We start from the raw sequence: 18316 nt of genomic DNA on the forward strand, positions 1-18316 counted from the left end.
GGCACTATAAATGAAAGATCATGTCGACCACCCAGGTCACAACTACGCATTCTATGACAAAGATTCCTAAACAACAAAAATAGAAAACGGACAGCTTCAGCTCCCCGAACTGATCCTTCCAAAAACGTCTACGGAACAAGGAGATGAGATCCGGCGTAAACGAATACTTCACCGACTGCTTCAGATCATCCACATTTTCAAAAATCCGTCTAAACATCCACTTGTATATCGGTATGTTAAGAATAAACAAGATCACATACATTAGAAGTTCCATGAGGTCGCGTCACCTCCTAGTTAAACATGCTTCCACCAGATCCCGGCGCACTCCGGCACCGTTGACCATTGGTTCGCCTGGATCTTGTTCGTTAACTCTTCACCGAAAAAGAATCCCGTGTTTTGCAGTGCCTCTTCTACTGTATCAAACACATAATCCGTTCGAATCCACTGATGGCTAAATTCGTATCGATGCTCCAATTGAGCGTAATAGCCGGTCAGGAAATCCGGAGGATTCGGTGTCTCCGTGCCCGTTCCCATCGTTTCCAGAATTAAGATCGTCCCGCCTGGTCTCAAAACTCGCTGCAGTTCATCCATGACACGTCCGAGATTGTCACTCCATTGTTCTTGGCTTGAATCAGCGAGATAACTAATACTCCAACCCGATACGATCAGATCTACACTTGAGGAATCAACCGGCAGGCTGCGATGATCAGCGACTACGGTAGTCCAATTACGCGAATGATACGCTTCAGATAATTTGTCATCTAAAATATTCAGCATCGGCTCGGATATATCGGTACAAATCAAGGATCTGGCATCACGGGCAAGCAGCATAGATAACCGGCCAGATCCTGCCCCCAAATCAAGTACATCCAGCCCCTCATATGACCTGATTCCATGAATGATTTCGGATAAATCGGGCTGTCTGCTAACCATCGACTCATAGGCTTCTGCCTGTTTTCCGTATATTTCTTCAATAACCATTTGATATTCACTCCCCTGAATTGGTACGATCAATCTCTCTTTTCCAAGTCGCGCAACAGCTTGTCAATCCGATAAAAGTCTTCCTTCGCATCCTTAAACATCGCCCTCATCGCTATGCCAACAACCAGCAGTATAATGGAGATTAACAGGAAAATAACCGTAAGCAAGCTGCCTCTCAAGTCATTTGTAAAGTTGTATGCCAGAATCTCGGGGAACTCGCTGTTAAAAAACGTAATTACCGTCACAATGAAAAAAAATGCGCTCAGGGTTAGGAATACGATGGAGCACTTTCTCGTCCTATCGAAGTATGGCACATCATTCCCTCCTATCCACCCAGCTGTCAGTTTTATTTTTCCGCTGATGTTCCGTCATATCTCCGGTTTGCAAGTCCTTGTATCCACTTGTATATGAAGCACAGCAGCAGCGAGAAGGCGATCATCATGAAGTACGTATTCCAGTTGAAAAATTGATTGTTCAAATGTATCGAAAGGAGGCCGCCGGTCGTAATGGATTCAATATGTTGCCAGTCCGCTGTCCCCCACCTCAATTCGAACGCCTCGGCTAGGACTTCTCTATAGGCTTCGAGTCGATGAAGCTGATATACATAACCCGCTACGATATAGCCGGCCAGGGCTAAGATCAGCATGCTTAACTTGCTGAGGGACATCTTAAGATCCTTGAACATACGAATCCATTGAAGAACAAGCACCAGGAAAAGAATACTCAGAGGGATTAACAGCAGGATGACTGGATTTCCGTTTCCAGAACTAGTGCCGGGCTTCGGGGTCATGGCATTCCCCAGTAGAACCAATATTAGACAGACCAGAGCATTGATGAACAGACCGGTGAGATATTTAATCTTCATTGTCATTACACTTCCCTCAAGCTTCCCAGCAAAAGCCTATTATCTCTTCATGAACGAGCTCCGGCACCTCATGATTGATCGCATGGCCAGCGTCCTTAACGATGCGGTAACGCATCCCATTTGTCTCCAGTCTGGCAACCGCCTTCGGATAATAGCTAAGCAAATCTTGCTCGCCGATAACAAACAAGGACTTGCTGCGAATAGCCTGAATGTCGGCAGACGAATGGATCGTAATGGTATGCTTCATCATGGAGCGATTGTTGAAGTACTTCAACAGGTAGAACCAGTGCTGCATAAGCTCCGGGTTGTTCTCGAATGCATCTGCATGGGCACCGCACAGCTTGCGAAGCAGTGTACGCACACTCCGTTCTGAAGGGAACAGTGCTTCCGGCAGAAAAGCCCGCATCATTTTGATCATCAGTTCAGATTGACTTCCGGCAATGCCGCCAGCCAAGCATACAATCTTTCTTATCCGATCCGGTCTGACAATAGCGTAATGATAGGCCAGATAAGCTCCATAGGATACACCGGCGATATAGGTTGCGTCAACATTCATCGCCTCCAGGACCTCGTCCAACCATTTTGCCTGATTAAAGTTATGCGCATACCGGTCATTCGGCTCGCTTTTCCCCGAACCTCCGATATTATCCACGGCGATGATATAGAAATTGCGGGATAACTCCGACACGTTATAAATCCACATCATGGCGACGTTGTCGCCCGTTCCATGCAATAACAGCAGCGGGGGGAGGTCCGATGAACCTGCCGTTATTACGTGAGTCATCCCGTACGAGGTGGATACTTTATGCTGCTCGTAAGGTACCGTCCATCCCGCCATCAGGCGATCATAGGATTCATAGACGAGCTTTTGTCCATTATCGCTTTTAAAACGCTTCAATCCCTGCACCTCCAGTGACACTGGACTCTACCTTCATTGCTAGCTTTCATAATGTTCATTATAAATACGAATCAATTCTTCCAGCCTATGTATGGTCCGATATGGCTTTACTTCTTCGGAGTAGTCCCAGTTGCCATCTCGCGTAAACCATATGGGTTTGATACCGCTTTGCGCTGCTCCGATGATATCGTTATGCGGGTGGTCGCCGACGAACCACGTCTCTGATGGCAGAACATTAAGCAGATCTAAAGCCCTCATATAGATCCTTGGATCGGGTTTTTTAACGCCCGCCTCTTCGGAAATCACGATGGAATCAAAATACTCGCGTATGCCCAGTTGACGGATCTTCCCTTCTTGTACTTGGACGGTTCCATTGGTAATGATGCCAAGCTTAAGTCCCATAGACTTCAACTCGTGCAACATGGGAGACAGCTGATCCATCGGCTGGATACAAAGCGGGATTGCTTCCCTGAAAAATGTTAAGTATTCATTAGCCATAGGCGGATTCACCCACTGAAGATGCTCGACCAGCATCTCATACACTTCATGCTTATCCCGGTAGCCGTTATGATCCGCTTCCTTGAATCGCTTGGCTATCATGAACTGAGTGTTTACATCAGAGTCCGGGAAATACCTGGCAATCAATCGCTCAATGAACGAGTTAATCGCCGCCCTTCTGTCCGTTAGTGTCTCATCCAGATCAAAGATTATCGCTTTTAACGTCATAGGGGGACCTGCTTTCTAATGTCTTGTCTAGGAAAGAGAAGCCATCTGTATTTCCTATCTTTCCTATCTCGGTAAGATCTCATAGCTTTTGACATAACCACGGTCGTCAAAATAAATAAAGAGACCCTCTCTCTTGTAATCGGCCCTTCGCCGTGCTCCAAGATCATACACAGCTATATCGTCTGTGGCATTTGCCCATTTGGCATTGTCGTTGGCACCCAGAAGGTCCATCACTTCCCCTTGGGTTAAACCGATCAAATCATGTTTCTGTAAAAAATCGTCCACCATGATCAATCTTTGTTCAGGATAACCAACCCAACGGTTGTAATCGAAGTGCTGCTGTGATTGGTTGTAACTTAAGGCGTAGATTGAAAAAGATAAGAGAATCACCCCGATAATGCCAGTTGACCAATAATGTGTGGAATGTAACTTGCTCCACGGTTTTTTGGATATCAGATACAGAATGAGTAGCAGCAATAGCACAGGAAAAGAAATCAATACTACCGATACGTAAGACAACACAACTTTATAGTGGTAAATCAACCGGATGATTACTCTGGCGTAGACCACAACGTATATGCCTACAATCAAACCAAGAACGGCAGCATGCGGATTCCATCTTGCTTCCTTTCTCTCCGACATTAAACGCCGCCACCTCCATAGATTCAGTCTGTCATACCCTTCAGAAATGAGCCCGCTCTCCATTGGCTTTGGTGAAAATATGCTCCGGATATTTTATTGCCATGGGCGGAAGTTGATCCTCTGGAAAGAACATGAGTTCCGCGAACTCGTCATTCTCACGATCCAACTCACCCGAAATGAAGCGGCACTCGAACACAATCGTAAGGTACTCCACTTGATGTCCGTTGCTGTACGTATATCGGCGTTCTTTTCCACCATATACCCCAATGATTCGTTCGGGTAAGATATCAAGCCCAGTCTCTTCTTTCGCTTCGCGAGTCATCGCCTCTGCCGGGGATTCTCCCAGCTCGATGGCACCGGCCACAAGTCCCCATAAATCTTCATGATGCTTTCTTCCAAATAAAATAAAATCCTGATCATTGCGGATAATGCCGGCAACGGACGGCATAAATATTAGCTGGTCTCCGATCTTTTCTCTTAGATCCTTGTAGTAATCTGACATTCCCATGATTTGATGGCTCCTTTGGATTCCTAATAAAATGGATAACTAGAATCTGTTCTCTATGATCAATGCCCTCATCGAATGTATCGCACTGATTAATGCATCTGTATCGCGTTGTCTACCTTTTGGGGTTGATGTCATTTCTATCATTTCAAAGGCCTGCTCCACGCCAACCCACTTGATTTCCTGCGTTTCCTCATCATAATGAGCACTCCATCCTTCCGGACTCATCAAAAAGTATTTCGTCACGCATGTATCCGATTCATATTCACCCGGAATGGCCGCGATAATGCTGCATTTATAACCTGTCTCCTCTAACACTTCCCGGGTTGCGGTTTCTTCCGGGGAGCTATCGCTTAATTCAGCACCGCCTTTGGCGAAGGTCCAAACATAGCCACCCCAATGGCCACTCGGACTTCTCATTAGGACCTGTTGATTCTGATTGAACACGATGCCTCCATAAGGATACTTGGATCTCCAGCTCAATTGGGCTCACTCCTTATGTAACTTCGCGTTTTCACGGTTCAATATGGATGTAATCTGCGCGATATGATGCTGGTTGTGCCACACAAATCGCTGCAGCGCGATATCCAGGGTAATGCTGCCGAGCACTTGGGTTCTCATGGTTCTTTTGAAATCCTCGGGCTGTAAGTCCTTCAGCAGTATTAGAAAACGAAAATGAAGTGTTTCCAGAAGCGTAAGCGAGTTCTCAATGGGAACCTCCGTGTAATCAGTCAGTTCTGCCCATAAATCCTCCCGGTACGAGTTTGCCACCGGCTCCTCCTCGGTCAATGCACGTTTAAATCGCAGATATGCGTTCATATCGTTATCAGCCAGATGGTGCACAATTTGCTGAATACTCCACCCCTCTTCACGATAAGGCATATGCAGCTGGGAAAGGGGACATTTCATTATGATTTGCCGGAGCGTCGGTACGATTGAAGGTATCTGTTGTATAAACCTCTGTCTCTCCTCCAATGTCGGCTCCACCTTTGGCTCAAAGGAACCCAGGGGAAAACGGATGCTGATCACTTCCTTACCTCCTCGATACATCAATCGTATCCTTCACATACGAAAACATATGAACGGTGTTCCACAGCAGTAAAGAACCATCATGCTTCTCATCCTATTACTAGTCCCCATCTATGGGTTAGACCTATGTTTGTTGTTGCAGATAGATCGTATAAACAATACACCGGAGAACACGGAAAGCAGCATGTGAATTTCCGGTTTCCCTAATATCTCTATAACAAACAGCCTTCTGAGTCCAAACCACTCGGGCCAATAAATACTAGGAGTGAAGATGATGACCGTAAGTATAGCAGCAGGCAATAACAGCCAGCTTATTCGAACATGCCCCTTAATTAAATCCCCAAGTGCTCTCCACTCTATTAAAACTCCGAATAGAAATCCCAATAAACTCATCTTTAATAGCAAGAATTGCTGGGGAGATAAATCATAATACGCTCTTTGAATTTCATGATGCGTTTCTGTCATCAAGTACAGTAATATGAACATACCGATGACAACGAATCCGCCAAAAGCGATTTTTTTGGGTTGGCTCATCCCTCTTTCGCTCCTTTATTCAAAAAAATATTACGAAATTCCCCACTAAGAATTATGAATATGCGATGACCCCGAAGTTAGACGTAAAGACGGATGAAACAATGCAAGCGAGTGCTGCACGCCATTCTTGAGATTCTCAACGATCTGTCTCATGACTTCGACATCCCGGAAATTCATGCTGTCATCTGCCAAGATATCAGGCAGCATAACCCACCGGCTATCCTTAATCTCGCCAGCTCCCAATTGAAGCGAGCCTCCCACCACTTTTCCGGTAAAATGAAACATGATGACAGGGTGATTCAAACTGCTGATAAATGGATACACGCCTGTAGTGCCTGTCAATTGGACATCATATCCCGTCTCTTCCTTCACTTCTCTTATAGCCGCCTCAAACACAGCTTCCCCAGGCTCGATGCGCCCGCCAGGGAAGTTCCAGGTATCCCGCACCGAAGGTTTATTTTCCTGGATGATGAGCACTTGATCCCCTTGAACAAGGGTAACGCTGACCACAAGTACAATTCCATTTTCCGTCATATCCTCATTCCTTTGCACACTGATCATAAACAAACAGAACCCACCTTTGGTGTTAACCACGAGGAGGGTTCTTGGATGAAATATTTGCTGATTAACATCATTCTACCGTTAACGCACATTACGCGCAATCCAACCATGTCGTTGAAACTTCAAAACGGATGACTACCCTTCTCGCGCATAATGATCCAGGCTTGTCCAAAAGGATCCGAAAAATCCAGAAACCATGCGAAGCCTTCGTCCCGAATCTGCTCAACTCTCGCGCCAGCCGCAGATAAATAGGAACGCAGTTCTTCAATGTCCCGATTGGTTTTGAATATAAACGAGGCCTCTTGTCCAGATTCCGGCTCCCTTGCTTTCACGCATTCCAACAACAAATTCGGGCTGTTATACAACGTCAACATATAGAAGCCCTCTTCCTGCATTAATATGTTGAATCCTAAATTCCGGGTATACCAGTCAGCCGCTGCCTCAATTGTATCTTTTGTAAAGATCATACGGATGTCGTCCAATCCCTCCAGAACCGGAATGGGTTCCTCCACAGATTCCACCTGTGGCATTGGAGCCGGCTTATAACCACCTTCAACATGGAGAGCTTCAATCTCGCAACCCTGAAGGGCACGATTATAGATCCGCAGGTCGTCGATACGTCCCTGGAAAAAGAAGTACGGTTCATCGGTTGATTTTCTTCCTATATACATCGGTTCTTCATTGTGTGGTGTAAAACTGCCTGAACGCTCGGCAACGGGACGACCATTCACGTACATTCGGTAACGGGATTCCTCGTAAGTCATGGTCACATGATACCAGTGTTCCTTCACGATCTTGGCGTTCATCGATAGATCCGGTTCTCTCAGGAAACCATGGAGCGTAATATACTCATCCTTCGTGCTAAGCTGAAACGCCCGGTTCTGGTTGTGGCCATCTTGCGAAACTATTGCGCTATGCCATCCTCGGAGGATCTTGTGCGTATCATAATAACACCATACGGATATTGAAAAGGCATCATTAGAAAGAATAGGCGGTTGGTCGATCCGGACATAATGATTTCTGCCATCCAACGCTAAAGCCCCGCCCTTCCGTCCAAAGCGGTCGATGCCATATTTTCCGCCTTCAAGCCGTCCATGTCGTCCCTCTCCGCTGCTGTCTCGTACATCACCATCGAACAAATACTCCAGTACGAGGCCTTTCCGTAAATCGAAGTTATGGACATTCCTGCCAAAAAGCTCATCAATCGTGACCCCGAATATATCTGCGAGCATCGGAATTAGTAAGATATCCGGGCAGGATTGCCCATTCTCCCATTTACTCACGGCCTGATAGCTGACACCCAATCTGTTAGCCAATTGCTCCTGTGTGATGCCGAGCTGTTTTCGCAATCTGCCGATATTTCCGTTAATCACGTTATTCGCCTGAATCATAAGTCAAGACCACCACTTTTCCATGAGATGCCTCTACTATAAACAACACTGTAACGAAAAAACATAACGCGGATGTAGAGTATCGCTATCCGGAATTCAACCTCTGGTTGAGTTTCTTTTATTGTCCGGCTATGGGTATATTCCTGATACACTCATCCATTTCCTCCACGAATATCCAAAACGAAAGCAAAAACCTAAAAAATTGTAAATACGCAACCAGCTAAAAATAAGATATGATATGGGCAAATCAGGAAGGGAGGACAGGATAAACCTACTTAATTACCCCCTTTAGAAGAAACATCATCTTGCATATGACGAAGGAGGATTTTAATGAGAATCCCTAAAATCACCAGCCTGTTCATGATGCTTACATTTCTGACGACGGCGCCGCTATCCGCTTCCGGCGAACTGGCAAGCGCGGCTGAAGCATCGTCGGGACCTTTACGCGTGATGAGCTTCAACCTGCGTTATGCCGCCAATGACAGTCAACCTTGGGAGAACCGCCGCCCTGTTACGAAGAACCTGATTCTGGAGCATAAACCGGACGTCATCGGGACGCAGGAAGGACTTCACCGGCAAATTGTCGATCTGGAAAACGATCTGCCAGGATATGATCGGATTGGAGTCGGACGTGAAGGCGGGAGCTTAGGGGAGTACATGGCGATTTTTTATAATAGGGAGCGGCTGAAGCCTTTGGAGCAGTCTCACTTCTGGCTGTCCGATACGCCGCAGACGATCAGCTCCGCCAGTTGGGGGAACCAGATTCCGCGGATGGCAACCTGGGTTCGCTTTCAGGATCTTCAGAACGGCAAAACCTTTTATATGGTCAACACGCATCTGGATCACCAATCCGAGGTTTCCCGGCAGAAGAGCGCCGCACTCATTGTCGACAAAATGAAGGCCTTTGCCTCGGATATCCCCATAGTTGTGACCGGCGATTTCAATACTGTTCCGGGAAGCGATACGTATTCGATTTTTGCAAGCAACGGGTTGTCGGATGCACAGGTCACCGCCAAGAAGCGAACCAACGATGACTTGGGAACCTTCCATAATTACAAGGACCCTACCGGCGGCGGCAGCGGAAACCGGATCGACTGGATTCTGCACAGCCAGGGCTGGAATGTCCTGCACAGTGAGATTATCAACTACAATGAAGATGGCCAATACCCTAGCGATCATTACCCCGTCCTGATGGAAGGTACCCTGCAAAAATCCAACAAAACCACCGAAGAAACCGTGCCCAAGCTGCCCTTGACCACGGCTCTGCACATCACTGAAGTGGTCGCTAACTCGAACGAGCAAGGAAATTACAATTATGTGGAGATCTACAACCCGAATGACCGGGAAATCGACCTGGAAGGATATCAAATCTACTACTATTACGACCCTGCCCTCCCATTCGATAAATCCAAGTCCAATCGCTGGACCATTACAAAGGATCGCTTCAGCACCGAAACCATCATCCGCCCAAATGAAACCAAGGTGATCTGGATCAAGAAGCAGCCCTGCTGTTATGACCTGAGTATGGAGCAGTTCCTTGCCAACTATAACGTCGCCTCCGGAGATAAGCTCTCGCCTTCTCAACTGCTGGCCGTCTTCACGCCGGGCAACAATCAGGGCCTGAACGGAACCTCCACCAACGGACGCGCTTTGGGTATTTCATCGCCTTCCGGTACGCATCTTATAGGTGTCCAGTTCAATAACGGACAGTTGGATATGGGAATCAATGAATCGATCACATATCAGGAGCCCGAGCCGCTGACGAGCATTATGCAGAAAAAAGAAACTCACCAGGTCCCTTCTCCTGGTCAACCGTAATATATAAAGTCCCCCTTGATCGCTGAAAGCGCCATCTAAGGGGGACTTACTTTATTAGATCGATGTGGATTTATATTGAACCTCCAAACACTGCTTCGCGATGTAAAAAATCTGACCCATGTGCTCCGAATAATGCGTGGCGCATTGATGCAGTATGTCGAGGTTGCTGCGTTCTTTTCCGCGTACCGATTGAACCTGTTCAAAGTCCTCGCCAGGCATGGATTTTACCGTATCGATCAGGAACTGAAACCGATTCTTCACGATCTGAATCAGATCGTCCCGGCTGACAAAAACCTGTGCCAACTCTTCCTCCCGGTTCCGCGTAACATCTTGATGCAGAATCCCCTTCATGACCCGCTCTTGAATGTTGCCTTCGATGTGCCTGATCAACGTCGATATACTCAGACTGGAATGGTTGGGCCGCCAATTGACTTGCTCATCGTTTAACTGCACCAGCACTTTTAAGGTACGGCTGCGGATGTTTTCAAATTTTTCCTCCAGCCACTTCCGGTTGAACTCATGATCCATATCGCAACACTCCTTTTTGGGTATGATAAAAGATTTGATGTCACGCCTTCATCGCTTTCCAGATGTATTTATGTTCACGAACCCCAAGCTGTCCGTCGATCTGATTCTCTCGTATCTTGGCGTCCAGCTCTCCCTTCATCTCCGGCAAGGTGAAATCGGGATTCCCTGGCGTATCCGACAGATTTAATGCAAATTCGTGGGCATTCGGGAAGTAAGTAATCGCTTCATTATACTCCTCAATCTCGACATTCATGTAGCCATTCTCCGACAATCGCCTTCGAACGTCAGTCACATCCGTATGGATCCCGATGATGGTGCCGCCTGAAGCTAATATCCTGGGATGTTCCAGGATCGAGGTGGGTCCTCTGCGGTCATAGATGAGGTCAAACTGACCATCTTGAAAGGGCATCTCGGTCTTCGTTGTGGCATACACAAATTCCACATTCCGGGTTCCGCTGCTCTCGAGTAAGGATTGGGAGATTCGGATCATCTCCGCGGAGTTGTCAAATCCAATGATGTTCTCAGCATGCCTGGACATCCGGAGCGTGAACTCGCCATGCCCGCAGCCTGCATCCAGCACCGAATGAAACTGCTGCAGCATCTCCACTAACCGCTCCTCAAACACCTCTTCCGCCGATCTCCCGACTACGGTACACACCGCCCTTCCTTTGTAGCCGCCATTCCTGCGTGCGACCATGTCATACCAAGCGATTCCCATACGTTTCCTCCTCCGTGATAGGCTGCATTGCATTCACCATCCAAGATAGCAGAAACCTGTTGTAATATGATCTGGTACAAGCCGATAGGTACTGAAATCAACCGGTATATCTAATGAATTAAAATATTACCATTTTGTTCCGTAATGTCAACGGTTACATTCAAAAAAATCCCATCAAAATCATACCTTTATCTTTCAAAGTCCCCGATAGCATTCAGAAAAAACAATTGCTTTTGTCATAATTTGTCGTCTACAATGATGGGATATAAATCCAATACATAACTACATACAGGGGGATTCAAATGTTTCTAAGAAGGTGGAGTCGATTATTATCTTTAACTCTTATTCTATCGTTGTGCATGACAACCATGGCAAGCGCGGCGGAATCCAGTCCATCCAAATATGCCTGGGCCAATGAATCCGTTGATTTCCTGAGATCCCATGGGGTCTTTAAGAACATGGAGAATCGAACAAATACCTTAGGCAAGATGGTGACCAAATCTGATCTTACCCTCATGGTTCATCGGTTGTTTACCGATTTACGGGTCGAAAGCGATAAGAACATCAAAATACCCGGCGTACCTAGTGAGCATTCATCTTACCAGATATTCAAGGATGTTTACGGCAGCATACCGTCGGCGCCGAGCGGATTAATTGCGGCCGCCGACAAAATCAATTATCATGACGAAACCTTCAAGTTTATACCGGAGAAAGTGCTAACACGCTGGGACTTGTTGATTACGCTGAATGCGCTGTTCGATGATATTGGATATTCCCTGGAGTTATCGGACGGTGAGGATATTGCGAGACTGCGGGATATCAAAGATCTTCCCAAAAGGTATTTCAATTCCTACAGCCAATATGAAAAATGGAAGTATGCCTATCAGCCGTTGGCACCCGAAATCGGATTGATGCAAGACAAAAAATGGGGGGCTTCCTTAGCCTCCGATCTGGATTACGTCAAAGCTTATGCACTGCTCGGCTTTGCCGAGGCGGGCATCATGAAACCCGATGCGAAAGGGTATTTTCGCCCGAACCAAAAGGTAACATTAGCCGAAACCGCAGTCGTCCTGCATCGTATTTACGACTATTATGATGGCAACGACTATGTCCAGGAACCATCAGCAGATGATCTCATCCCGAATGGCACAAGAAACTTTATCTATGCGGGTTCCCCATCAGGGCACGGAGAAAGTCCGGTTTCTGACTTTGCTTTGGTGAATCCCGATTCCATACCGGAATTCTATTTGGCCGTGAAGGCTTCAGAGAAAATCGACTTGCAAATCAACGTGAACGGGGAGCCATCCTTTTATACTTACGAACAATTGAGCAACCCTAAGCAGCCTGTTCGAATAGCCATGAATGGCGCATCCTATGCGGAGTTCATTCCCATTATCCGAAGTAAGGGCCAAAAAGCCACCGATGACAATAATAACATTGAAGTTATGTATTATTACGCTGATACGTTCCAGGACTTTACCAAAGCCATATGGTATGAACCCAAGTTCTAGTTAAGTTAACAAAGGGAGTGCACAACTGTTGCAAACAGTAGGCACTCCCTTTTTATCGTGTTACAAGACATATTCAAGTTCTTAAAATGTTTGCCTTCCCGCTTTGCAGATCCTCAAATACCGGTCTTTGCACAGAGCTGATGTCCTCTAGCTCAATCTCATGCAATGCCTTGAATTCCAACTGCAACGACTCGTTGTTCACATCGTGATGAATAAGTACCCTGCCTTGTTCCTCTGTCTCCCCTTCCAAATCCACCATGGCGTTAAAAATAAACATCACAAACACGACTTCATTTCCGTCCGGATATCGATACTGCATTCTGGGTCCGCTATAGACCGCATGAAGTTCACTATCACGGACGACCAGCCCCGTTTCTTCGAGCACTTCCCGTCTCATCGTCTCTTCCACGGATTCGCCGGCCTCCATACCGCCACCGGGAAGCCCCCAGTTGCCATAGTCTGAGCGTCGCTGGAGCAATATTCGCCCTTGATGATCCCGGATGATGGCGCCGCCAGTCACTATGATTTTCATATCAGCATAATCCTCTCCACATACGTATAGGCCAAGGGTTTACAGCATAAGCTTCGCTACCGATTCACCCTCCGACCACGGCATGACGCCGATTTCCTCAAAACCCGCTTTGATGTAAAGCTGCCTGGCCCGTTCGTTCTTCGGATCAAAACTTATCATAAGGACATCCGTCCGGTCAGGTTTGTTTCGGATTTCTTCAACTATGTATCGCAAAGCCGCTTTACCGTAACCTTTCCCTTGAAAATTCCCGTCGATCATCAAACGGTAAATCCAGTAGTTGCCGTCATCGGAGTCCAAGCCATACAACGCGAATCCGACCATCGTCTGCTCATCATAAATGGCCATCGCTTCAAAATGTTCAAGAAATTGAAACTGGGCAATCGAATACAGATTGGAAGCAATAAAGCCTTCTTGCTCCGGCTTGGCTTTCAGTTTAATGCATTCGGTCCAATTATCCTTATCAACTGGTTGCAGTCTAATCATGTTAAGCTCCTTCGATGGTTGTTGGTTTTATTCGTTGGTATAGATCATGCTCGTCAGTTCATCTCCTGGTAAGAACCCCAGCTTCGTATATAAAAGCTCAGCTCTATTCCCCGTAGTTACAAACAATCGTAGGACGTCATAATAGCGGTCTAATTTGCGTATGGCTTTTCGTAACATATACTCGGCCAATCCCTTCCCCCTATAGGCATGAGCAACAGCAATTTCATAAATTAACGGTAGGTCCTCCCAAAGGGATACGAAACATACACCCACGATTTCATTGGATTGTTGATCGACTATAGTTGAAGAAGCATCTAATAGAATATCAATTGAATTATTCTCAAAATAATAAAGTATATCCTGGGTAAAAGCCTCACCATCACGGTCATCGATACTATTACGATAGGCATCCATCATCAGTCGGGTTATTTGCACCAATTCATCTGGTTCTGGTTGTTCACACCTAAATTGATCGACAAGTAAGGGGTTGTGTGTATCCACTGTGGGTCGAATCATGCATTTTCTTGCTTGCTCGGGTTTAAAGCCTTCTGCCGCGAATGCTGCCATATGTTCAGGTAGAACGTTGTACGCATGTATTCTAGTGATTCCAGTTATATTTTCCAAGATATATTTCTTCAAATAAGCTGCAATCGGTTGCGAAAAACCAAAGGGAGGGATAACAAACAGGGATCCCAGCGTATTCTCCGATATTGATATTCCTGCTATTCTTATACCGCCAGACATGATCCAGTAGCAGTCGTCCGCATCCGCCATCATCTGCTGCACATGCTTCCAACTCGGTCTGAACCAAACATTCTTCCGATATGTTGCAAAATACCTGGAATATAGGACAGGCTCTGCTTTAACTAATGAATATACCGGATGGATATGCTGCTGCGCCTCTCCCATTCTCTATAGCTCCCTTCCTCGACTAAGACTTAACTTTCCATGACCAATCTTTTCAGTAAGTAATAATGCTGATGACCCCTCGGGGCATCGTCGATACGTGCAATTTCTTGAAATCCATGTTTTCGGTAGAATTCCGGCGCTTGAAAGCTGAAAGTATTAAGCTTGATGAAGGTACATTGCTTTTCTTTTGCAATCCTTTCGATCTCCTGTAATAATCTCGAGCCGTAGCCCCGCCCCCGGAATCGGTCATCCACCCACAGAATATCGACCTCAATCCAATTCCAGCAAAACACACTATTGATCCCGCCTACGATATCACCATTCTCATCTTTTATATGTAAGTTGATCTCCTCATAATTCTGCTGTAAATCTTCTGCGATATGCTGTGCATTAAATTTGATCAGGTTCGTCCGTACCGAATGCGCTTCTTCAGGACTGCTTTGATTGATGTTAATCTGTGACAATTGGTCACTCCCCTTTCTCTTTACTTGTAGGTTTAATTGAACATTCAGCTTCATAACTTCCTCATCGCCAAACCAGATTCCCGTTTCCACAAAACCTAGATTGCTGTACAAAGTTTTCGCTATCTGGTTATCCTTATGTACGGTCAGGCGTATTTCTTTACATTGCGGAAATTGGCCTTGGATCCATGTAATCATCTGGAGTAAAGCTGCTCTGCCATATCCTTTGCCCTGTTCTCTTGCATCTATTAAAAAGCCGTTAATCCAATAACCATCGGCTGTATTCACTTCATAAGCATGCATGATAAATCCGACCATTCGGTTCCCGTCATATATCGCAAAAGGAATGTATTCTACTTGTTCACCATCCGGTTTGATGTAGATCTTGGCTAGAGATACAGCTACCGCTGGCACAAACCCCTGCTGTTGGTCCAAAACCTGCAGTGCCAATGCTTCTTCCCAGTTCTTTCGATTGACCGGCATTAACTCTATGTCCATGTCATTGTCCTCCCTAGCGAGATCCCGAGTGAATCCTAGATTTCTTTCATTTAAAAATCCAGTACAGTGATGTACTCCTTTATCATGGACACCGATTCTCCGCGCTTCACCCAGTATGAATAATACAAGCCGCTTTGACGATACTGGTATACCTTATTTTCCATATCGGTATGGATTGACGCAACTTAACCAAATAGTACCATATGGAAGTGAAATATTCCTGGAATTAAACGACTTTAGATAAACTCTTCCAATCCTTTCGATCGAATGGTATGAGCTTGTTGATGTTTGGAAGTGTTCACGCCGGTGTACCTCTCAACTATAATCCTCTATCACCGCTATCTTTTCGTCCCTAATTTTCATAAGATCCACACTACATTTCCCCTTCGTCAATTTGGGTTGTAACCATGATTTTGTAAAACTCCGCCCTTTGCTTTGCACACTTCTCATCAGCTTATCATTTAATATACTGGCTCTACTATAATAAAAGAGGTGAATCGAATGGGTCGTGTCACTGCTGTTCCTCAACCGGATTTAGTATTAATCAGCTGGTCAAGAAACCCTCTTGTTGCGGGCTCCGCGCGTAGAATCGTTGCTGCCCGTGTCATTGGCAATGCTTCTCCCTGCCGAGCTGATTTGACGCCGAATGCATTGCTAAGAACTGCATTAGCCTGCTTACTAGATAATGATGTAGGTTTCAAAATCGTATTCCGCCAAAGAACATCCAACATTAGCGGTTACCTGTTATTGCAGCGTAATGCATAACCTATGATGAAGAGCAGCGTTATCGCTGCTCTTTTTTGTCTCTGTTCTAGTCGTCATCTTATATACTCATCTAGTAAGTCGTTATTCTCTTTAATTCATCAAGATTTTCATTTAAAAATGCCTTGTGTTTATCCATCCCTCGTTTTGCACACCATGCCACCCCACAAAATGAATCATATAATGAATAAAAGGGCAGTGTTCGCTCAAGATCAATTAACGTTTTAATGCTGTTATAACCTTCTTCAAATATTTCTCTTGTTGCTGGATTCCTCTCCCAGATATATCGATTCACTTTCGTAAAATCAATTTCTGATGAACCTCCCCTGGAACTCTCAAAGTCAATAATACCTGTAATTTTATCATCTTGAACCAATAGGTTTCCCGGTCTAAAATCTAAATGAACAACACATGGAGAATCCGGTTCTGGAAGAGTTGAATACGCTTTATCAAAAAATGCGACGCATCTTTCATATAGCCCCGGTTCTAATATTCCCCTGCATACTGGTTTACAATTATCAAAATTCCTACGTATATAGGTCCGCCAATTATTTTCGGGTAAAACATGAAATCCGTCAGGGCTATCGTAACCGTACCCCGGCATGTTTACTGAATGCATTTGCGCTTGCAAACTTCCGATTTCATAGGCAAGTTTACCATGGATAACGCCTGTTATAGGTAGTCCGGGTATGGATTCTAACAACAATGCACCGGTGACTTCATCATCTCCTTCCCAATAATGATGAACTCTTGGGACAGGCAGCTTCCCAGCCAATCGTTGCAACATAGCAAATTCACGATATAATTTCACCTTATTGAATGGGATCTTTAAATAGACTTGTTGTTGATTCGACAGGGTTAACCGGTAGACTTCCGAGCTATAAGACTCCGGAACTCCATCAATATGAATCACATTCAATTTAAATCTTTTAATGAATTCTTGTATGTTATTTATGGTGGTTCCCTCTTTTCACATCATCCAATATTTCATATAACATCGATTTCAAGTAAACCTATCATAATAAGATTAATGAATTACGTACATCCCTAATTTTCTTTCCCCTTCTGATTTCCCATCTTTTTGCCAGATTAGATTGCCCAGGAAATATCTTTTCTCGAATAGCCTTTTGTAATGAAAAAAGCTTGCAGGTATTCCTTCCCCCTGCAAGCTTCCTCGTAAGAACCTCTATTTGCCTTTTTCATATCTAAACCATATCTCTATAATCTTTTGTCTCTATATTTATTTCAAAAGGGCAACACTTACGGCAACCTTCTCCAGCTGTGCTTTGCTTAAGGAATGATCCGGAGAGCTGATCGTCACGAAGCGGTCATTGATCTGAAATCCCAGCATGTCCGTATCATCCGGTGTATACCATTTCGCTTTAACCCCATTGGACAAAGTAACCGGTTTGCTGTCATATCCGTGAGCGTAGTCTCTTGGGGAAATGTATACCGTCATATGCTTGAAGACCATGTTGACGCCATCTCCCGAAGCACCCGTCTTTTGATACACATCGCCTTTTACCATCTGACTTGGAGCATACGGTGCTTGGAAACCATCAAATTTAGAGAATGCATTTTTGATTTCTTTTAATTGAGCATCGTTATATTTCACTGTAGTTAACTCGATCGTCTGACCGTTTCCAGGATTACTTCCGACCAGCACCTGATGATTCTTCGCATCGTATTGCACGGGTACATTCAGTACATCAGCAATCGCGCGAACCGGCAAGTACGTTGTGTTTTGATATGTGATCGGTGTCAATTTTTTGCCCGTGTTATATACGGTTCCATCCACTTTGATACCGATGCTGTGATTCAGGTAAGCCGAGATTTTCTCCAGGTTTGCCCCCGCATAGACGCCCGCGGCTCCCGTTAACGTCATTCCCAGCACAGCAACTGCCACGATTGATTTTTTTAATGATTTCATTTTATCCATTCCTCTCGTTGTCTCACCAACATCA

The 18316-nt window shown here is 45.4% G+C and carries 24 protein-coding genes and 1 pseudogene; 3 read left to right on the plus strand and 22 right to left on the minus strand.

What is annotated here, in order from left to right; genetic code table 11:
- Window positions 1–4: 4 nt before the first annotated feature.
- The 13 genes from NYE54_RS23310 to NYE54_RS23370 all read right to left on the minus strand — a co-directional run bounded on the left by NYE54_RS23310 (window position 5) and on the right by NYE54_RS23370 (window position 8132).
- A complete protein-coding gene (locus tag NYE54_RS23310) occupies window positions 5–274 on the minus strand; it encodes a hypothetical protein (protein WP_339266518.1) in 270 nt (89 codons plus the stop codon).
- 20 nt (window positions 275–294) lie between these two features.
- Window positions 295–981 carry a class I SAM-dependent methyltransferase gene (locus NYE54_RS23315; protein ID WP_339266520.1) on the minus strand — a complete coding sequence of 229 codons (687 nt, stop codon included), beginning with the start codon at window positions 979–981 and terminating at the stop codon, window positions 295–297.
- A 29-nt stretch (window positions 982–1010) separates the two neighbouring features.
- Window positions 1011–1295 (minus strand): hypothetical protein, encoded by a 285-nt coding sequence (locus NYE54_RS23320; RefSeq protein ID WP_339266522.1) that lies wholly within the window; start codon window positions 1293–1295, stop codon window positions 1011–1013.
- Window positions 1296–1327: 32 nt separating this feature from the next.
- Window positions 1328–1846, minus strand: a complete 519-nt coding sequence (locus NYE54_RS23325; RefSeq protein ID WP_339266524.1) for a hypothetical protein — start codon at window positions 1844–1846, stop codon at window positions 1328–1330.
- A gap of 16 nt (window positions 1847–1862) precedes the next feature.
- Entirely contained in the window at window positions 1863–2744 is an 882-nt protein-coding gene (locus NYE54_RS23330; protein ID WP_339266526.1) for an alpha/beta hydrolase, read from the minus strand.
- Window positions 2745–2783: 39 nt separating this feature from the next.
- Complete coding sequence (locus tag NYE54_RS23335; RefSeq protein WP_339266527.1) at window positions 2784–3470, minus strand: HAD family hydrolase; 687 nt, start codon at window positions 3468–3470, stop codon at window positions 2784–2786.
- A 63-nt stretch (window positions 3471–3533) separates the two neighbouring features.
- Window positions 3534–4112, minus strand: a complete 579-nt coding sequence (locus NYE54_RS23340; RefSeq protein ID WP_339266529.1) for a hypothetical protein — start codon at window positions 4110–4112, stop codon at window positions 3534–3536.
- A gap of 40 nt (window positions 4113–4152) precedes the next feature.
- Complete coding sequence (locus NYE54_RS23345; RefSeq protein WP_339266531.1) at window positions 4153–4620, minus strand: NUDIX domain-containing protein; 468 nt, start codon at window positions 4618–4620, stop codon at window positions 4153–4155.
- Window positions 4621–4659: 39 nt separating this feature from the next.
- Window positions 4660–5100 (minus strand): NUDIX hydrolase, encoded by a 441-nt coding sequence (locus NYE54_RS23350; protein WP_339266533.1) that lies wholly within the window; start codon window positions 5098–5100, stop codon window positions 4660–4662.
- A 6-nt stretch (window positions 5101–5106) separates the two neighbouring features.
- Window positions 5107–5646, minus strand: a complete 540-nt coding sequence (locus tag NYE54_RS23355; protein ID WP_339266534.1) for a YfiT family bacillithiol transferase — start codon at window positions 5644–5646, stop codon at window positions 5107–5109.
- A 111-nt stretch (window positions 5647–5757) separates the two neighbouring features.
- The gene (locus NYE54_RS23360) at window positions 5758–6180 is read right to left on the minus strand and encodes a hypothetical protein (protein ID WP_339266536.1); all 423 of its coding nucleotides are present in this window, start codon (window positions 6178–6180) and stop codon (window positions 5758–5760) included.
- A gap of 45 nt (window positions 6181–6225) precedes the next feature.
- Window positions 6226–6714, minus strand: a complete 489-nt coding sequence (locus tag NYE54_RS23365) for an NUDIX hydrolase (protein WP_339273625.1) — start codon at window positions 6712–6714, stop codon at window positions 6226–6228.
- A 149-nt stretch (window positions 6715–6863) separates the two neighbouring features.
- A complete protein-coding gene (locus tag NYE54_RS23370) occupies window positions 6864–8132 on the minus strand; it encodes a LamG-like jellyroll fold domain-containing protein (RefSeq protein ID WP_339266538.1) in 1269 nt (422 codons plus the stop codon).
- Window positions 8133–8462: 330 nt separating this feature from the next.
- On the opposite strand from NYE54_RS23370, the gene NYE54_RS23375 reads away from it, so the two are divergent.
- Complete coding sequence (locus tag NYE54_RS23375; protein WP_339266540.1) at window positions 8463–9950, plus strand: endonuclease/exonuclease/phosphatase family protein; 1488 nt, start codon at window positions 8463–8465, stop codon at window positions 9948–9950.
- A 54-nt stretch (window positions 9951–10004) separates the two neighbouring features.
- Here NYE54_RS23375 and NYE54_RS23380 read toward each other — a convergent pair whose 3' ends face one another.
- A complete protein-coding gene (locus NYE54_RS23380; RefSeq protein ID WP_339266541.1) occupies window positions 10005–10478 on the minus strand; it encodes a DinB family protein in 474 nt (157 codons plus the stop codon).
- A 40-nt stretch (window positions 10479–10518) separates the two neighbouring features.
- Window positions 10519–11196, minus strand: a complete 678-nt coding sequence (locus NYE54_RS23385) for a class I SAM-dependent methyltransferase (RefSeq protein ID WP_339266542.1) — start codon at window positions 11194–11196, stop codon at window positions 10519–10521.
- A gap of 302 nt (window positions 11197–11498) precedes the next feature.
- Between NYE54_RS23385 and NYE54_RS23390 the strand changes: the two genes are divergently transcribed.
- Entirely contained in the window at window positions 11499–12707 is a 1209-nt protein-coding gene (locus NYE54_RS23390) for an S-layer homology domain-containing protein (RefSeq protein WP_339266543.1), read from the plus strand.
- 73 nt (window positions 12708–12780) lie between these two features.
- Here the strand turns inward: NYE54_RS23390 and NYE54_RS23395 are convergent, their stop codons facing one another.
- From NYE54_RS23395 to NYE54_RS23415, 5 genes and pseudogenes are all read right to left on the minus strand, one after another.
- Window positions 12781–13239 (minus strand): NUDIX domain-containing protein, encoded by a 459-nt coding sequence (locus NYE54_RS23395; protein WP_339266545.1) that lies wholly within the window; start codon window positions 13237–13239, stop codon window positions 12781–12783.
- A gap of 39 nt (window positions 13240–13278) precedes the next feature.
- A complete protein-coding gene (locus NYE54_RS23400; RefSeq protein ID WP_339266546.1) occupies window positions 13279–13722 on the minus strand; it encodes a GNAT family N-acetyltransferase in 444 nt (147 codons plus the stop codon).
- A 27-nt stretch (window positions 13723–13749) separates the two neighbouring features.
- A complete protein-coding gene (locus NYE54_RS23405) occupies window positions 13750–14631 on the minus strand; it encodes an N-acetyltransferase (RefSeq protein WP_339266548.1) in 882 nt (293 codons plus the stop codon).
- A 29-nt stretch (window positions 14632–14660) separates the two neighbouring features.
- Entirely contained in the window at window positions 14661–15149 is a 489-nt protein-coding gene (locus NYE54_RS23410) for a GNAT family N-acetyltransferase (protein WP_144023508.1), read from the minus strand.
- 51 nt (window positions 15150–15200) lie between these two features.
- Window positions 15201–15590, minus strand: a pseudogene (locus NYE54_RS23415) (GNAT family N-acetyltransferase); the annotation flags it as partial.
- Between the two features lie 501 nt (window positions 15591–16091).
- Between NYE54_RS23415 and NYE54_RS23420 the strand changes: the two are divergent.
- Window positions 16092–16355 carry a hypothetical protein gene (locus NYE54_RS23420; protein WP_339266550.1) on the plus strand — a complete coding sequence of 88 codons (264 nt, stop codon included), beginning with the start codon at window positions 16092–16094 and terminating at the stop codon, window positions 16353–16355.
- A gap of 70 nt (window positions 16356–16425) precedes the next feature.
- Here the strand turns inward: NYE54_RS23420 and NYE54_RS23425 are convergent, their stop codons facing one another.
- Together NYE54_RS23425 and NYE54_RS23430 are read right to left on the minus strand one after the other, a co-directional pair.
- Window positions 16426–17265, minus strand: a complete 840-nt coding sequence (locus tag NYE54_RS23425) for an aminoglycoside phosphotransferase family protein (protein ID WP_339266552.1) — start codon at window positions 17263–17265, stop codon at window positions 16426–16428.
- Between the two features lie 327 nt (window positions 17266–17592).
- Window positions 17593–18282 (minus strand): hypothetical protein, encoded by a 690-nt coding sequence (locus tag NYE54_RS23430; protein ID WP_339266554.1) that lies wholly within the window; start codon window positions 18280–18282, stop codon window positions 17593–17595.
- Between the last annotated feature and the right edge of the window lie 34 nt (window positions 18283–18316).

The sequence above is a fragment of the Paenibacillus sp. FSL K6-1330 genome (assembly GCF_037976825.1).
GTDB lineage: Bacteria > Bacillota > Bacilli > Paenibacillales > Paenibacillaceae > Paenibacillus_AQ.

What these genes read in the sequence shown, in the direction of transcription:
- NYE54_RS23310 (WP_339266518.1), bottom strand. Translation starts at nt 274, where the DNA reads ATGGAACTTCTAATGTATGTGATCTTGTTTATTCTTAACATACCGATA.
- NYE54_RS23385 (WP_339266542.1), bottom strand. Translation starts at nt 11,196, where the DNA reads ATGGGAATCGCTTGGTATGACATGGTCGCACGCAGGAATGGCGGCTAC.
- NYE54_RS23325 (WP_339266524.1), bottom strand. Translation starts at nt 1,846, where the DNA reads ATGAAGATTAAATATCTCACCGGTCTGTTCATCAATGCTCTGGTCTGT.
- NYE54_RS23405 (WP_339266548.1), bottom strand. Translation starts at nt 14,631, where the DNA reads ATGGGAGAGGCGCAGCAGCATATCCATCCGGTATATTCATTAGTTAAA.
- NYE54_RS23420 (WP_339266550.1), top strand. Translation starts at nt 16,092, where the DNA reads ATGGGTCGTGTCACTGCTGTTCCTCAACCGGATTTAGTATTAATCAGC.
- NYE54_RS23340 (WP_339266529.1), bottom strand. Translation starts at nt 4,112, where the DNA reads ATGTCGGAGAGAAAGGAAGCAAGATGGAATCCGCATGCTGCCGTTCTT.
- NYE54_RS23360 (WP_339266536.1), bottom strand. Translation starts at nt 6,180, where the DNA reads ATGAGCCAACCCAAAAAAATCGCTTTTGGCGGATTCGTTGTCATCGGT.
- NYE54_RS23390 (WP_339266543.1), top strand. Translation starts at nt 11,499, where the DNA reads ATGTTTCTAAGAAGGTGGAGTCGATTATTATCTTTAACTCTTATTCTA.
- NYE54_RS23400 (WP_339266546.1), bottom strand. Translation starts at nt 13,722, where the DNA reads ATGATTAGACTGCAACCAGTTGATAAGGATAATTGGACCGAATGCATT.
- NYE54_RS23375 (WP_339266540.1), top strand. Translation starts at nt 8,463, where the DNA reads ATGAGAATCCCTAAAATCACCAGCCTGTTCATGATGCTTACATTTCTG.
- NYE54_RS23370 (WP_339266538.1), bottom strand. Translation starts at nt 8,132, where the DNA reads ATGATTCAGGCGAATAACGTGATTAACGGAAATATCGGCAGATTGCGA.
- NYE54_RS23410 (WP_144023508.1), bottom strand. Translation starts at nt 15,149, where the DNA reads ATGAAGCTGAATGTTCAATTAAACCTACAAGTAAAGAGAAAGGGGAGT.
- NYE54_RS23365 (WP_339273625.1), bottom strand. Translation starts at nt 6,714, where the DNA reads ATGACGGAAAATGGAATTGTACTTGTGGTCAGCGTTACCCTTGTTCAA.
- NYE54_RS23395 (WP_339266545.1), bottom strand. Translation starts at nt 13,239, where the DNA reads ATGAAAATCATAGTGACTGGCGGCGCCATCATCCGGGATCATCAAGGG.
- NYE54_RS23380 (WP_339266541.1), bottom strand. Translation starts at nt 10,478, where the DNA reads ATGGATCATGAGTTCAACCGGAAGTGGCTGGAGGAAAAATTTGAAAAC.
- NYE54_RS23335 (WP_339266527.1), bottom strand. Translation starts at nt 3,470, where the DNA reads ATGACGTTAAAAGCGATAATCTTTGATCTGGATGAGACACTAACGGAC.
- NYE54_RS23345 (WP_339266531.1), bottom strand. Translation starts at nt 4,620, where the DNA reads ATGGGAATGTCAGATTACTACAAGGATCTAAGAGAAAAGATCGGAGAC.
- NYE54_RS23430 (WP_339266554.1), bottom strand. Translation starts at nt 18,282, where the DNA reads ATGAAATCATTAAAAAAATCAATCGTGGCAGTTGCTGTGCTGGGAATG.
- NYE54_RS23315 (WP_339266520.1), bottom strand. Translation starts at nt 981, where the DNA reads ATGGTTATTGAAGAAATATACGGAAAACAGGCAGAAGCCTATGAGTCG.